At 31.3% G+C, this 14,327-nt stretch carries 13 protein-coding genes; 8 read left to right on the forward strand and 5 right to left on the reverse strand.

Going from position 1 to position 14,327, the window contains the following annotated elements; translation table 11 throughout:
* Positions 1-17: 17 nt before the first annotated feature.
* Both LG649_RS05945 and recA read right to left on the reverse strand, forming a co-directional pair.
* Entirely contained in the window at positions 18-431 is a 414-nt protein-coding gene (locus tag LG649_RS05945) for a hypothetical protein (RefSeq protein ID WP_226542198.1), read from the reverse strand.
* 124 nt (positions 432-555) lie between these two features.
* Positions 556-1,563: a recombinase RecA gene (recA, locus tag LG649_RS05950; protein ID WP_226542200.1), complete on the reverse strand. Its 1,008-nt coding sequence runs from the start codon at positions 1,561-1,563 to the stop codon at positions 556-558.
* A gap of 120 nt (positions 1,564-1,683) precedes the next feature.
* Between recA and LG649_RS05955 the strand changes: the two genes are divergently transcribed.
* Positions 1,684-2,004: a hypothetical protein gene (locus LG649_RS05955; RefSeq protein WP_226542202.1), complete on the forward strand. Its 321-nt coding sequence runs from the start codon at positions 1,684-1,686 to the stop codon at positions 2,002-2,004.
* 341 nt (positions 2,005-2,345) lie between these two features.
* Positions 2,346-3,410 (forward strand): oxygen-dependent tRNA uridine(34) hydroxylase TrhO, encoded by a 1,065-nt coding sequence (gene trhO, locus LG649_RS05960; RefSeq protein ID WP_226542204.1) that lies wholly within the window; start codon positions 2,346-2,348, stop codon positions 3,408-3,410.
* 258 nt (positions 3,411-3,668) lie between these two features.
* On the opposite strand, the gene LG649_RS05965 is transcribed toward trhO, so the two are convergent.
* A complete protein-coding gene (locus LG649_RS05965) occupies positions 3,669-4,766 on the reverse strand; it encodes a Ppx/GppA phosphatase family protein (protein ID WP_226542206.1) in 1,098 nt (365 codons plus the stop codon).
* Between the two features lie 67 nt (positions 4,767-4,833).
* On the opposite strand from LG649_RS05965, the gene LG649_RS05970 reads away from it, so the two are divergent.
* The 3 genes from LG649_RS05970 to LG649_RS05980 are packed head-to-tail and all read left to right on the forward strand — an operon-like array spanning position 4,834 to position 7,211.
* Positions 4,834-6,111, forward strand: a complete 1,278-nt coding sequence (locus LG649_RS05970; RefSeq protein ID WP_226542208.1) for an MFS transporter — start codon at positions 4,834-4,836, stop codon at positions 6,109-6,111.
* Between the two features lie 5 nt (positions 6,112-6,116).
* Positions 6,117-6,719, forward strand: coding sequence for a response regulator transcription factor (locus LG649_RS05975; protein WP_226542210.1), 603 nt, complete (start codon positions 6,117-6,119; stop codon positions 6,717-6,719).
* A gap of 18 nt (positions 6,720-6,737) precedes the next feature.
* Positions 6,738-7,211: a GNAT family N-acetyltransferase gene (locus tag LG649_RS05980; protein WP_226542212.1), complete on the forward strand. Its 474-nt coding sequence runs from the start codon at positions 6,738-6,740 to the stop codon at positions 7,209-7,211.
* A 141-nt stretch (positions 7,212-7,352) separates the two neighbouring features.
* On the opposite strand, the gene LG649_RS05985 is transcribed toward LG649_RS05980, so the two are convergent.
* The gene (locus LG649_RS05985; RefSeq protein WP_226542213.1) at positions 7,353-7,727 is read right to left on the reverse strand and encodes a hypothetical protein; all 375 of its coding nucleotides are present in this window, start codon (positions 7,725-7,727) and stop codon (positions 7,353-7,355) included.
* Between the two features lie 328 nt (positions 7,728-8,055).
* On the opposite strand from LG649_RS05985, the gene LG649_RS05990 reads away from it, so the two are divergent.
* From LG649_RS05990 to LG649_RS06000, 3 genes are read left to right on the forward strand one after another with little or no spacing between them, the layout of a single operon-like run.
* Complete coding sequence (locus LG649_RS05990; RefSeq protein ID WP_226542215.1) at positions 8,056-9,294, forward strand: PSP1 domain-containing protein; 1,239 nt, start codon at positions 8,056-8,058, stop codon at positions 9,292-9,294.
* Positions 9,281-9,781: a gliding motility lipoprotein GldH gene (locus LG649_RS05995; RefSeq protein WP_226542217.1), complete on the forward strand. Its 501-nt coding sequence runs from the start codon at positions 9,281-9,283 to the stop codon at positions 9,779-9,781. The genes LG649_RS05990 and LG649_RS05995 overlap by 14 nt, the downstream gene beginning before the upstream one ends.
* Positions 9,782-9,815: 34 nt before the next feature.
* On the forward strand, positions 9,816-12,152 hold the full coding sequence (locus LG649_RS06000) for a penicillin-binding protein 1A (protein WP_226542219.1): 2,337 nt from the start codon (positions 9,816-9,818) through the stop codon (positions 12,150-12,152).
* On the opposite strand, the gene LG649_RS06005 is transcribed toward LG649_RS06000, so the two are convergent.
* A complete protein-coding gene (locus tag LG649_RS06005) occupies positions 12,149-14,110 on the reverse strand; it encodes an acetoacetate--CoA ligase (RefSeq protein WP_226542221.1) in 1,962 nt (653 codons plus the stop codon). The genes LG649_RS06000 and LG649_RS06005 overlap by 4 nt on opposite strands.
* Positions 14,111-14,327: the final 217 nt, after the last annotated feature.

Raw genomic sequence — 14,327 nt, forward strand, 5'->3', positions numbered from 1 at the left:
ATGTATTAGTTTATAGCTTATTCTGTAACGGGTACTTCTATGGTTAAATATACATCTTCACCTTCATCGTTTTCACCTTGCCAAAATTTAAAAATATACGAGCCGTTGCTTGTAACCACAAAGTTAAATGAAGCTTCTGTTAACTCTTCTTCTAAATCTTCACAGGTGCTACTTTCATAAACATAGGTAATTGGTGCAACAGTGCGTTCGTTGTTTTCTTTATAATAATAAAATTCGCTAAATGTGTGGCATGTTGTTGGTTTATAATAATAAACGGTAATTGGGTAAGTTTCTCCCATAGTAAACTCTTCTGGAATATCTACGCTTTCAACGGGTAATACTTCAAAAGAGTATGATGCCAGATCATCGTCATTATCAAGGCTACAAGAGGATATGCTAATTAATAATAATAAGAGAGTAACATATTTCATAACATTAAATTTGGGTGTGTAAATACATGTTTTGCCTTTTAGATGCAAGGTGTTTTAAAAGGTTGCGTATTAAAATAAAAAAATCCCGATTTTATCGGGATTTTTAAAAAGGTTATTCGTTTTTTCATTCTTGTGCGTCTGCAACAGCTTGTCGTACTTTGGCTTCTAGCTCGTCCATGAGCTCTGGGTTGTCTTTAATTAAAGCTTTAACTGAGTCTCTACCTTGGCCAAGTTTAGTATCATCATAACTAAACCACGAACCGCTTTTCTTTACAATTTCGTAATCTACGGCTAAATCTAAAATTTCACCAACTTTGCTAACACCTTCGCCGTACATAATATCGAACTCTGCCATTTTAAAAGGAGGAGCTACTTTATTTTTAACTACTTTAACACGTGTTTTGTTACCAGCAACGTCGCCGTTAGTTTGTTTTATTTGTGTAGAACGACGAATATCTAACCTAACTGAAGCATAAAATTTTAATGCGTTACCACCAGTTGTTGTTTCTGGGTTACCAAACATAACTCCAATTTTTTCGCGTAATTGGTTAATAAAAATAACGGTACAATTTGTTTTGCTAATTGAAGCTGTTAATTTACGTAAAGCTTGAGACATTAAACGAGCGTGTAAACCCATTTTAGAGTCTCCCATTTCGCCTTCTATTTCACTTTTTGGAGTTAACGCTGCAACAGAATCTATTACAACAATATCGATAGCGCCAGAACGAATTAGGTTATCGGCAATTTCTAAAGCTTGCTCACCATTATCTGGTTGAGAAATAATTAAATTATCAATATCTACGTTTAGTTTTTCAGCGTAAAATCTATCAAAAGCATGTTCAGCATCAATAAAAGCAGCAATACCACCAGCTTTTTGCGCTTCGGCAATAGCATGTAGTGTTAAAGTGGTTTTACCAGACGATTCTGGGCCATAAATTTCTATAATACGTCCTCGTGGGTAACCCCCAACGCCTAAGGCAATATCTAGGCCTAAAGAACCTGATGAAATGGCCTCTACATCTACAATGGCAGAGTCACTCATTTTCATTACAGTTCCTTTTCCGTAGGCTTTATCTAATTTATCTAAAGTAAGTTTTAGTGCTTTTAATTTTGCTTCTTTTTCGCTACTCATCTCTTTTGTTTTTTCTGAAAAAATTGTATGCTAAAATACTACAACTTTTGGCATCTTACAATTTTATAACGCAACCTTTTTTTTATTAGCTCATCTATGTTATATAAACGGTTAATTTTTATGATTAATAGATTAATTTTTATAACAGCCATTATAATTCTTGCAGCCTGTAGTAATAGTGATAATGAAGATGAAAATTTGTTATATGGAGTAGTGGCAGGTGTAACCAGCTGCTCTGGAGGGCAAGAGCCTGTTTATGTAATAAAATTGAATGAAACAGATTCTATTATAACAGCAACTTTATCAAGCGAATATCAGCTTAAAGGTTTATACATAAAATTTCAATTGTATAAAGACTCAGAAAACTTAATTTACTGTACTACAGATAAAATATATCCAGAATATTTTGATGTTTATAATGTATCATTAGCAACTAATTAGTTTTACTACGCAACCTTTTAAATATTTTACATCTTTAAAGTGTAGTAGAAAAATTTGCTATGAAAAAGACTATGAAATTTTTCAGTAAAACTATACTAACTCAAACATCTGATATTTCAATTACTATTGTAATTAATAGCAGTTGTAAGGCAGATGGTGGCTAAATCCGTTATACTTTTTAAGAATAAATTAAAAGTATTAATAACGGAATTAGTCAATTAAAAAGCACTTTAAATTTTATTTAAAGTGCTTTTTTTATGATATTTAATTGCTTGGCATGAGTAAAATTGTAATTTTGCGATTTAAAATATTTCTTTTTTAACCTTAAAAACAAGTATAGCATGCAACTGTACAACAAATTAAGCGCAAAGGAAAGAGCAGAGTTAATCGAAAAAGCAGGAAAAGATCGATTAACACTTTCTTTTTATCAGTACGCCAAAATTGAAAACCCTCAAGAATTTAGAGATCAACTTTTTTTAGTTTGGGACAAACTCGATGTTTTAGGTCGAATTTATGTAGCAAGCGAGGGAATTAATGGGCAATTATCATTACCAGCAGAAAACTTTGAAGCTTTTAAAACACATTTAGATACCATAGATTTTTTAAAAGATATTAGACTAAATATTGCCGTAGAGCAAGATAATATGTCGTTTTTAAAACTAAAGGTAAAAGTGCGTAAAAAAATTGTAGCCGATGGTTTAAACGATCATACTTTTGATGTAACAAATAAAGGAATACATGTTGGTGCCGATAAATTTAATCAGCTAATTGAAGACGAAAATACTGTTTTGGTAGACATGCGTAACCATTACGAAAGTGAAATAGGCCATTTTAAAAATGCAGTAACACCAGATGTTGATACGTTTAGAGAATCTCTTGATATTATTGAAGACGATTTAAAAGAACATAAAGAAGATAAAAACTTAGTTATGTACTGTACTGGAGGTATTCGTTGCGAAAAAGCCAGTGCATATTTTAAGCATAAAGGATTTAAAAACGTATACCAGCTTGAAGGTGGAATTATAGAATACACCAGACAAGTAAAAGAAGAAAACTTAGAAAATAAGTTTTTAGGGCAAAATTTTGTGTTCGACGATAGGAGGGCTGAACGCATTAGTGAAGATGTAATAGCCAACTGCCATCAATGTGGCGAACCTTTCGATGTGCATACAAACTGTGCTAACGAAGCTTGCCATTTACTATTTATTCAGTGCCCAAAATGTAAAGAAGAAATGGAAAATTGTTGCTCAACAGCATGTATGGAAATAAATAGACTGCCTTACGAAGAGCAAAAAGTATTACGAAAAGGACAAGGTAATAGCAACGATATCTTTAAAAAAGGGCGAGCAGACCATTTGCCACATAAAAAAGATCTTAGAAATATTAATGATTTTTTTACAAAGTAATTTAAAATTTTGTAAAAATATAGAGATATATAAACTTCTGATTTATAGTTGTTAATGTTAAAGTAGTTGTAGTGAAGTTTTTACTAATTTCTTAAGAAGGATATTAACTATTTTTGTTTGCCAATATTATTTTAATAATAACATTGGCAAACAAAGGTTTTTAAAATATAGTACTTTTTGTTTATTTGGGTAGTTTAAGAGCTCTTCTAACTCTTAATTTATTGGCTTAGCCATAATTTTAAAATGTGAAATATTTAGTTAAAATTTCCATTTATCTTTTATTCTATTCGATTTTTCAACAACATAAGAAACCAACCAAGCTATTTGCCCTTGTTTTGAAAAGTACAGGTTTTTATCTTTAATGTTAGGAATATCTTCTAAACAAACTAAAAACAAATTACTAGCAGAAATCAAGTACTCTTGCGAATATACTTTTAAAACAGTTGCTACCTTTTTATCTTTTTTTGCTAATGCTTCAAAACGATCAAAATTGTTTTTTATAAGTGCATCATACATAAGAACATCTTTTATGCTAAACGAATTGAAGTTTTTTTTGGGGTTAGAATCCATGTATAAGGTATAAAAAGCCCAAACAGCACCACCAGACATGTATATGTTTTCTTTAGTTAAAGCTCTTGGCTCAGAATTATACATTTCTTTAACTTGCTTTCTTAGTTTTGGTAAATAGCTAAATTGTAGTTCATGATAATCTAAAGTTGTAAGAGATGATTTTTGGTATTCTAATATTTCTTCTGTTAAAGTAACTGTTCCGTAATTAAAATTAACTGGAAAAAAAACAAGTTTACCGTCTTCCGAATCTACAAATTCAACAAAGCCTCCTTTTGTATTTCCTCCTCCAATATCTAACACCATAGACTCTCTGTAATCTACAGGAGGAATACTACCTTTTAAAAGCATTTTTGCTTCTTGATTAGCATCTATAAAATTTAAAGTTTTATTAATTTTTAGTTTTATTTCAGTTACTAATTCATCGGTATTGCTAGCCATTGCAACTCCAGAAGAGCCAACAAGAAATATATTTTCGTCAAGAACACCGTACTCATTCTTTATCTTTAAATAATTAGCTTTTACAGAGTTTACTGCTGCTGTAATATCGTTTTTAGCAAGTTTACCATCAACTGAAATACCTTTTGAAATGCCAATGTTTTCTGTCCAAAAATCTTTTATTTCATATTTACCTCTCTTAATGTTATCAACATCTAATACAGTCATTTTAACACCTTTACTTCCAACTTCAATTCCTGCGTAAAGATTTTTGTTTTGAGCTGCTATACTAAAACAGTTTATAAGTAAAACTGTAAGTAATATTTTTTTTAAAAATATTTTATTGCGCATCTATCTATGTTTTAAATAATTACAAACTAAATTTAGGGCAAAGATAATTATATTTAAATACTTGCAAATGCTAAATATTAATTATTTTAGCCGAAATTTAGATATAATGCTTAAAAAATACCTACAAAATTTTAAAAACCTACCTCGTGAAATCTGGATTATTGCTATAATAACCTTTATTAATAGAGCGGGGACAATGGTAATTCCTTTTTTATCAAAATATTTAAAAGAAGATTTGGGCTTTAGTTATAGCCAAATTGGTTGGATTATGTTTTCTTTTGGTATAGGCTCCCTGTTGGGAACTTATTTAAGTGGAAAAATTGCCGATAAGCTTGGGGCGTATAAGGTTATGATTTTTAGTCTTTTTACTAGTGGTTTAATTTTTATAATGCTTCAATTTATTAGGTCTTTTGAATTAATGTGCGCAGGTGTAATGCTGCTTACTTTTATTGCAGATATGTTCCGCCCTGCTATGATGGTTACTTTAAATTCGTATGTAGGTGTAGACCATAGGTTAAAGGCTTTGGCATTGATTAGAGCCGCTGTAAATCTTGGTTTTTTAATTGGACCAGCCTTAGGAGGGTTAATTATATTTAAATTAGGTTACAGTATACTATTTTATATTGATGGTATTTCGTGTATTACAGCTATATTAATTTTCGCCTTTTTAATTAAAGAGGTTAAATCTCCATACAAGCTTGATTTTAAACATCTTAAATTTGGTAAAATAATTCCTTTTCAAGATAATCTTTTCTTGTTAAATTGGATTATTGCTTTGTTAACTGGTGTTGTTTTCTTTCAAATATTTACTACTTTACCTTTATACCATGAAGAGTTTTTTGGCTTATCAGAATTTTATAGTGGTTTATTATTAGCGTTTAATGGTTTGCTTATTTTGCTTTTTGAAATTCCCTTAGTTAATTACATACAAAGAAAAAAAATACGAAGTTCTTTTGCATTAACCTTAGGCTTAGCTTCTATGAGTATTGCATATCTTTTGCTTTGTATCATTAGCCATCCAATTGTATTGGTTATAATGATGGTTTTCATCTCATTTGGTGTTATGTTAACTTTCCCATTTGCAAGCGATATTGTAATGAAAAGAAGTTATAAAAGACAAGAAGGTGTTTTTATGTCTATTTTTCAAATGAGTTATGGTTTTGCACATGTTTTTAGCGCTAAAACAGGTATGGAAGTTATTTCAAAATTTGGTTATCAAGCTAATTGGTTTGTAAATTTTGGAATTTCTATTATAGCTATGTGTTTAGCTTACTTGCTTTATATTTATCTTAAAAAAGAAAAAATAAAAAAGCATGATGATATTGTAAAGTCAATCTTTGGGTAAGTTTCATGGATTTTTTAATTGTCGATTCGTATTGGCCTTCTCGTAAAGGTCTAATAACTTTAGTTAAGTCTAACTTTTATTCTGCAAGAATTTTAGAGTTTGAGTTATTAGAAGAACTATTATTATTCAATGATTTGGAAAAATCTTCTAATAACATATTATTGTTAGACGCAAACATGGCTTGTGATAGTTTTTTCGAGAATGTTGAGAAATTAAAAGATAAATTTCCTGAAATAAAAATAATTCTTATTGCTTCTAAAATTAATTATTTTCAGTTTTTTAAATTAAAAGATCATATTCATGCTACTTTATCTAAGCATCAAATAGAAAAAAAAATATTTGGGGCTATAGAGTTTGTATCAAAAGGATATCGAGATTATTTTTCCAGTGTTAATCAGACAAACTCTGTAATAGATATTAAAAAGCTTACGCCTAGAGAGCTAGAGGTTGCTATATTGTTATCTAAAGGGTTTGGTAATAAAGAAATAGTATGGAAACTAAATCTTAAAAAAGAAACAATTTCAACATACAGAAAACGTGTTTTTGTTAAATTAAATATCAATAATAATATTGAATTAGCTAATTATTTCACAAAAAGTATATTGTAAATTTAATTTTTTAAAATTTTGAATACAGCAAACTATTTTACTGAGTTAAAGAAAGGAGAGTTTCAAATTATTGAAGAGTTGCTAATAAACTCAGGATTAATAGGAGAAGAATTTGTTGCAGTAGAATCTAAAACTATTTCAAAATTAAGAAACCTTTTTAACCGAAATAGGTTAAAAGTATTTGTTTGTTACCAAAATAATGTAATAGTTTCTTTTTGCGTTATTATTGTTAAAAGTAACTTACATGTAAAAACTAAATACGATTGGCATATAGCTTATTTCTATACTAATAAATCCTTTAGGAGGCAAGGTATTGGCTATAAAATGCTAACCCATGTTTTTAACTTTTTAGTTAAAACAAAGGCAGGAGTTTTATCCTTATACACAAATGTAGATAATTACCCTGCAATTGCATTATACCTAAAATTTGGATTTGTTGAGAGTAAATATTTAGGTAATTATAACTGTTATACTATTAGTTTGAGCGATTGATTTAATTCAAGCTACTGATATTTAATATATTTTTTTTGATTGAATAAGCTCTTAGTTTATCTCTTTTACAATTAAGTAGAATAAAAAAGGTCGAGATGTTTTAGAGCATCTCGACCTTTTTTATTGATATAATTAAAATATTTAAATTTTAGATTTTATATCTTGTTTGTATTTATTTAATAGCGCTTTACTCATTCCTAAGTTTGCATGCTTTTTATCTACAGCTAAATAAATAAAATACTCATTGTTCTCAGATACATCAATAAGGTGTATCTGGTTGTTTAGAGAAATTAAGATATCATCAATAGAATCATCTAATCCTAATGCGCTAATTGCATTTAATTTTGCCTTAACTACTTCTAAGTTAAATGCTGATGCTAATTCAGGATCGAATTTTTTATCTACTGATAATGAAAAATAAGAAATACCACTTTTAATTTCGGTTACAGCTACAGCTATAAATCCTGGTACATTGTTTTTTAAATCTTCTCCAAATTGTTTTAAGAAATCTGACATTATATAATTTATTTTGGGGTTATTGAGGTGCAAATTTACTAATATAACACATAACTAACTGTGTATCTGTGTAGAATTTGGTCTACAAATTTTTCATTTTCCCCTTTCCGTCATGTAGAATTTATGCTACAATTCGTTAAATTATCATTATTAAGTTAAAAAACATCAATTATTAAACTACTTAAATAACAAAGAGTTTTTTTGTGCTTTTACATTAGTAATTTATCTCAATAAATAATTGTTATCTTTACACATTAAAATTAATTACAAACCGTTATTCGTAATAATTTTTTATTATTAACGAATTCAATATATATAAAATCAATTTATGGCTTGTACAAGCTGCTCAACAAAAGACGGCCAACCTAAAGGCTGCAAAAATAATGGTACTTGCGGTACCGATAGTTGTAACAAACTAACGGTTTTCGACTGGTTATCGAATATGTCGCTTCCCAACGGGGAAGAACCATTTAATTGGGTTGAGGTTCGTTATAAAAACGGAAGAAAAGAGTATTATTTAAATACCGAAAACCTAACACTAAGCATAGGCGATATTGTGGCAACACAAGCAAAAGCTGGTCACGATATAGGTATGGTTACCCTTACGGGGGAACTAGTGCGCATTCAAATGAAACGCAAAAAAATACCAACAGACACTAAAGAAGCCTTAAAAATTTATAGAAAAGCTAATCAAAAAGATATTGATATTTGGCAAAAGGCAAGAGATAGAGAAGAGTCAATGAAGGTAAAAGCTCGCCAATTTGCAATAGACTTAAGATTGCAAATGAAAATTTCTGATATCGAATTTCAAGGTGATGCTAGTAAAGCCACATTTTATTATACCGCAGAAGAGCGTGTAGATTTTAGAGAGCTCATTAAAGTATTTGCTAGAGAGTTCCGTACAAGAATAGAAATGAAACAAGTAGGATTTCGCCAAGAAGCAGCCAGACTTGGAGGTATAGGCTCATGTGGTCGCGAATTATGTTGCTCTACATGGCTAACCGATTTTCGTTCTGTAAGCACATCAGCGGCACGTTATCAGCAATTATCCTTAAACCCGCAGAAGCTTGCAGGACAGTGTGGTAAGCTTAAATGTTGTTTGAATTATGAGTTAGATACCTATTTAGATGCTTTAAAAGATTTTCCTAAGGTTGAAACTAAAATTCAAACCGAAAAAGGTACAGCCGTTTGCCAAAAAACAGATATTTTTAAAGGGCATATGTGGTATGCCTATGAAGGCGAATGGATGAATTGGCATAAAATAACCACAGAACAAGCCAACGAAATTATAGAGCTAAATAAAAAAAACAAAAAAATTGCTAGTCTTGAAGAGTATGCTAATGATGTGTTAGAAGAAACTAAAACCAACTTCGAGAATGTTGTTGGGCAAGATAGCTTAACACGTTTCGATAATCCAAAACGTCCTAGAAAACGTAAAAATAACAGAAGCAAGCAACAAAATACTCAAAGCAAAAATAACGGTAATAATCGTAACCGTAATACCAACAAGAATAATAATAAACGAAGAAAACCTCAAAGACAAAAATCTAATAATGGCCCAAAGTAAAGTTGTTTTATTATTGTTATTAGCTGGGTTTTTAAGTGCAGTGTCTTGCGACTCTAATCGTGTTTACGACACATATAAGTCTATACCAAATAAATGGCATAAAGATTCTGTAGTTAGTTTTAATATTTCACCACCAGATTCTACAAACGCTTATAATTTGTTTGTTAATTTGCGTAACACAAACGATTATAGATTCAATAATTTATTTTTAATAGTAGAAATGCAATTTCCTCATGGAAAAACCATAAAAGATACTTTAGAGTATAGAATGGCAGACCCAACCGGAAAACTTTTAGGTACTGGTTACACCGATGTAAAAGAAAATAAATTGTGGTATAAAGAGGGTGTTATTTTTAACGAATCAGGTACCTATACCGTAAATATTCAACACGCTATGCGCGAAAATGGAAAAGCCAATGGTGTGGTAGAACTTACTGGAGTTACCGATGTAGGTTTTAGGATAGAGAATAAAACAAATAATAATTAATAGCGTTCAATAAAGGACAGGTTTTAGTAAAGTTATGGCTAAAGTTAAAAAACAAGAAAAAGAAACACAAAGCTTAGCAAAATACATCCGTTGGTTTTGGTGGATGTTTTTAAGTGGTATTTTAGCAGTTGTGTTAGTGTTTTTATTAGCATCTTGGGGTGCTTTTGGCGAAATGCCAGACCATACCGTTCTAGAAAACCCTAAAACAAATTTAGCAACAGAAATTATTTCTTCCGACGGAAAAACCCTTGGTAAGTTTTATTTTGATGATAACCGTACTCCTGTAGGTTATAACGAATTACCACAACAATTAGTTGATGCTTTAGTAGCCACAGAAGATGCTCGTTTTTACGACCATTCTGGTATAGATGGACGTGGTACCTTGCGAGCCGTAGTAAAATTAGGTGCAGGAGGAGGCGCAAGTACTATTTCACAACAATTAGCAAAGCAATTATTTCACGGCGAAGGCTCTAAAAATATAATTGAGCGTGTATTGCAAAAGGCTAAAGAATGGATTATTGCTATTCGTTTAGAACGACAATACACAAAAGAAGAAATTATAGCTCAATATTTTAATATTTACGATTTTGGTAATAATGCCGATGGTATACGTAGTGCATCTAGAATTTATTTTAATAAAGAACCAAACGAGCTAGATTTAAAAGAATCGGCTATGTTGGTAGGCATGTTTAAAAATTCCTCACTATACAATCCGCGTCGAAATCCAGTAGGTGTAAAAAATCGTCGTAACGTTGTGTTAGCACAAATGCACAAATACGATTTTATTACAGAAACCGTAAAAGATTCTCTACAGCAAACCGAATTAGATTTAGATTATACTCCAGAAACACATAGCCAAGGCATTGCAACTTATTTTAGAGAGTATTTAAGAGATTTCATGAAGCAATGGATTAAAGATAATCCAAAGCCAGATGGTGAAAAATGGAGTTTGTACAACGATGGACTAAAAATTTATACCACCATAGATTCTAGAATGCAAAAGCATGCCGAAAATGCTGTAGCACAACACATGCCAAGGTTACAAGCAGAATTTTTTAATCAAAATACACCCGATAGAAACCCAACAGCACCTTTTTTAGATTTAGATAATGATGAAATTACAAAATTATTAAAAGGATCAATGAGGCGTTCAGAGCGGTGGAGGCATATGAAATACGATTTAAAAAAATCGAATAAAGAGATAGAGGATTCTTTTTATAAACCAACTCAAATGGAAGTTTTTGCTTGGGTAGATGGAAAACCTAGCGAAATAGATACCATTATGAAGCCAATTGATTCTATGCGTTACTACAAATCATTTTTACGCACAGGAATGATGTCTATGGATCCGCATACGGGCCATGTAAAAGCATGGGTTGGAGGTATGAATTATAAACACTTTCAGTATGATATGGTAAAGCAAGGTAAACGTCAAATAGGCTCAACCTTTAAGCCTTTTGTTTATACTGCAGCTATAGATCAATTACATTATTCGCCTTGCGATGAGTTCCCAGATGTACCGTATTGTATTGAAGCTAATAAATATGGTAATCCAGAAGAATGGTGTCCAAAAAACTCTACGCCAGATTATGGAGGCACAAGATCTTTAAAAAATGCTTTAGCAAATTCGGTTAATACAATTACGGCTCGACTTATAGATAAGGTTGGCCCACAAACAGTTGTAGATTTAGCGCAGAAATTAGGAATACAGTCCGATATACCAGCTGTTCCTTCAATTGCTCTAGGAACACCGGATATTAGTGTTTACGAAATGGTAGGAGCATATTCAACCTTTGCAAATCAGGGAGTTTATACAAAACCAGTTATGGTAACAACTATTGAAGATAAAAATGGAACCATATTATATCAGTTTAAACCAGAAACACGAGATGTTTTAAGTGAGGAAACCGCTTACGTAACTGTTAAATTAATGGAAGGTGTAACTCAAGGAGGATCGGGTACACGTTTAAGACACAAATGGGCCAACAGTGCTGTTTATAAAGAGGTTATTACAGGTTATCCCTATGGTTTAGAAAATCCAATAGCAGGTAAAACAGGTACTACTCAAAACCAAAGTGATGGATGGTTTATGGGTATGGTACCAAATTTAGTAACAGGTGTTTGGGTTGGAGCCGAAGATAGATCAGCTCATTTTAAAAGTATTACTTATGGCCAAGGAGCTACTATGGCCTTACCTATTTGGGGGCTTTATATGAAAAATTGTTACGCCGATGAAAACTTGAATGTTAGTAAAGCTGATTTTGTTGCTCCAAAAGAGTTAACTATAAACATTGATTGTTCTGTAAACGATGACCATGAATCTGACGATATACCAAGTACAGATGAAGGGCTAGATGATTTAGATTTTTAATTAATAGTTTTTGCAAAATCAATAAAAAAATTAACCGATTCAGGGTTTTTCATAGCATCCATATTTATGCTTTTTTCTAAAGGTATTTTAAACAGAACTTTTTTTATTGGAGCTTCCATTTTCTTACCACTAATGGTATAAGGAATATCTGGAACTTCAACAATATCGTCTGGAACATGTCGGGGTGAATATTCGGTTTTAAGTACATGATTTATTTGTGCTTTTAAATTATCATTTAAAGCTTCATTGGTTTTCATTTTTACAAAAAGTGGCATGTAGTGGTTGCCGCCTTCAAGCTCTAAATTAACAATTAAAGCATCTTCAATTTCGGTTATCTTGTCAATGGCTCGGTAAATTTCGGCAGTACCAATTCTAATACCATGTCTGTTTAATGTAGCATCAGATCTTCCATAAATAACTAACCCTTCGGTTTCAGAATTAATTTTTATAAAATCGCCGTGTCTCCATTTTCCAGGGTAATTTTCAAAATAGCTTGCTTTGTAACGTTTGTTTTCGGCATCATTCCAAAAATAGATAGGCATTGAGGGCATAGGTTTATCAATCACCATTTCTCCTAATTCATCTTCAACTGTTTCAGCTAGACTATTATATGCAAAAAGTGAAACGCCTAAAGCCCTACATTGTATTTCGCCTGTGTGAACAGGATAATCTAAACAGCCACCAACAAAAGCGGTACAAACATCGGTTCCACCAGCCATAGAGCATAGCCAAACATCGTTTTTAATGTGTTTATATACATATTTAAAAGCATCAGGTGGTAAAGGTGCTCCTGTAGAGCTTATTGAACGAATAGAGGATAGACTATTAGTGTTTTTTGGCGATATGTTATGTTTCATGCTCGCTATTAAAAAGGGGGCACTTGTACCAAAGTGATTTATGTTAACCTTATCGGAAAAATTCCAAAGTGCATTTAAATTAGGGTAGGTTGGTGAGCCGTCATATAAAACCATTGTTGCTCCCATGAGTAATGATGCTTGCAAGAAATTCCACATCATCCAGCCGGTTGTAGAAAACCAAAAGTAATTCTCGTTTGGTTTTACATCGTTGTGAAAAGCCATATACTTGTAATGTTCTAGTAAAATGCCTCCAGTGCTATGTACAATTGGTTTTGGTAGGCCGGTGGTACCAGATGAGTATAAAACCCAAATAGGATCGTTAAATTCTACTGGAACAAACTCTAGAGGTTCTTGTTTGTTGCTCCATAATGTATTAATATCTATATAATGCTCTGGAAAAGCTTCCGTTTCATTTATGTAATTATGTATTAAGACTTTTTCAATGGAAGGTAATGATGTAACTATTTTGTTTACTACGCTTGTTTTGTTAAAAGGTTTACCGTTATAATAATAACCGTTTACTGCAATTATAACTTTTGGTTTAATTTGCGAAAAGCGATCTATAACACTGTCTACTCCAAAATCAGGCGAAGTGCTAGACCAAATTGCTCCTAATGAATTTACAGCCAGAAAACTAATAGTGGCCTCGGGTGTATTGGGTAAAAATGCAACTACACAATCACCTTTTTTAACACCAATAGTTTTTAGGTAATGTGCCATGGCCGATACTTTTTGTTTTAATTCTAACCAATTTAATTTCTTTATTTCACCAGATTCATTACCAAAAATTATAGCAGTTTTATTTGCTTTATAGTTTTTGAATATATGCTCAGTATAATTTAAAGTTGCACCTTCAAACCATTTAACTCCTGGCATTTCAGAGCCAGATATTATGTTTTTATATGGTGAATGAAATGTTATATTAAAATATTGAATTAGGCTTTCCCAAAAGTCTTCTATGTGGGTTGTAGACCATTGCCATAAACTTTGATAAGAATTGAATTTTATATTGTAACGTGCTAACAACCAGTTTTTATAGTTGTTTAAAATACTGTTGTTTTTTTCAATTTTGGATGGCGACCATAACGGATTTAAAGGCATAGTTTAGTGGTTTTTATTACTTATTTTAGAGCCCTTTAAATATATGAAATGTTAAAAAATAATGCATTTCATCGAAATAATATGTTTTTAAGCGATTTATTTTAAAAACTCTTATATATTTGAATTGTCCAAATTAACCAAATCGTTTTAAATAGATTGTCCCAAATCTACCAAAAACTTAACCAAAAATGTAGAGTGAAATCTACCAAAATTTTTA

Origin of the sequence: Neotamlana laminarinivorans (assembly GCF_020523925.1) — a bacterium.
GTDB classification, from domain to species: Bacteria; Bacteroidota; Bacteroidia; order Flavobacteriales; family Flavobacteriaceae; genus Neotamlana; species Neotamlana laminarinivorans.

Excerpts from the sequence above, each read along its gene's own strand:
- LG649_RS05965 (WP_226542206.1), bottom strand. The coding sequence starts at position 4,766 with ATGCGCAATAAAATATTTTTAAAAAAAATATTACTTACAGTTTTACTT.
- LG649_RS05990 (WP_226542215.1), top strand. The coding sequence starts at position 8,056 with ATGGCTTGTACAAGCTGCTCAACAAAAGACGGCCAACCTAAAGGCTGC.
- LG649_RS05975 (WP_226542210.1), top strand. The coding sequence starts at position 6,117 with ATGGATTTTTTAATTGTCGATTCGTATTGGCCTTCTCGTAAAGGTCTA.
- trhO (WP_226542204.1), top strand. The coding sequence starts at position 2,346 with ATGCAACTGTACAACAAATTAAGCGCAAAGGAAAGAGCAGAGTTAATC.
- LG649_RS06005 (WP_226542221.1), bottom strand. The coding sequence starts at position 14,110 with ATGCCTTTAAATCCGTTATGGTCGCCATCCAAAATTGAAAAAAACAAC.
- LG649_RS05970 (WP_226542208.1), top strand. The coding sequence starts at position 4,834 with ATGCTAAATATTAATTATTTTAGCCGAAATTTAGATATAATGCTTAAA.
- LG649_RS05995 (WP_226542217.1), top strand. The coding sequence starts at position 9,281 with ATGGCCCAAAGTAAAGTTGTTTTATTATTGTTATTAGCTGGGTTTTTA.
- LG649_RS05945 (WP_226542198.1), bottom strand. The coding sequence starts at position 431 with ATGAAATATGTTACTCTCTTATTATTATTAATTAGCATATCCTCTTGT.
- LG649_RS05985 (WP_226542213.1), bottom strand. The coding sequence starts at position 7,727 with ATGTCAGATTTCTTAAAACAATTTGGAGAAGATTTAAAAAACAATGTA.
- LG649_RS05955 (WP_226542202.1), top strand. The coding sequence starts at position 1,684 with ATGATTAATAGATTAATTTTTATAACAGCCATTATAATTCTTGCAGCC.
- recA (WP_226542200.1), bottom strand. The coding sequence starts at position 1,563 with ATGAGTAGCGAAAAAGAAGCAAAATTAAAAGCACTAAAACTTACTTTA.
- LG649_RS06000 (WP_226542219.1), top strand. The coding sequence starts at position 9,816 with ATGGCTAAAGTTAAAAAACAAGAAAAAGAAACACAAAGCTTAGCAAAA.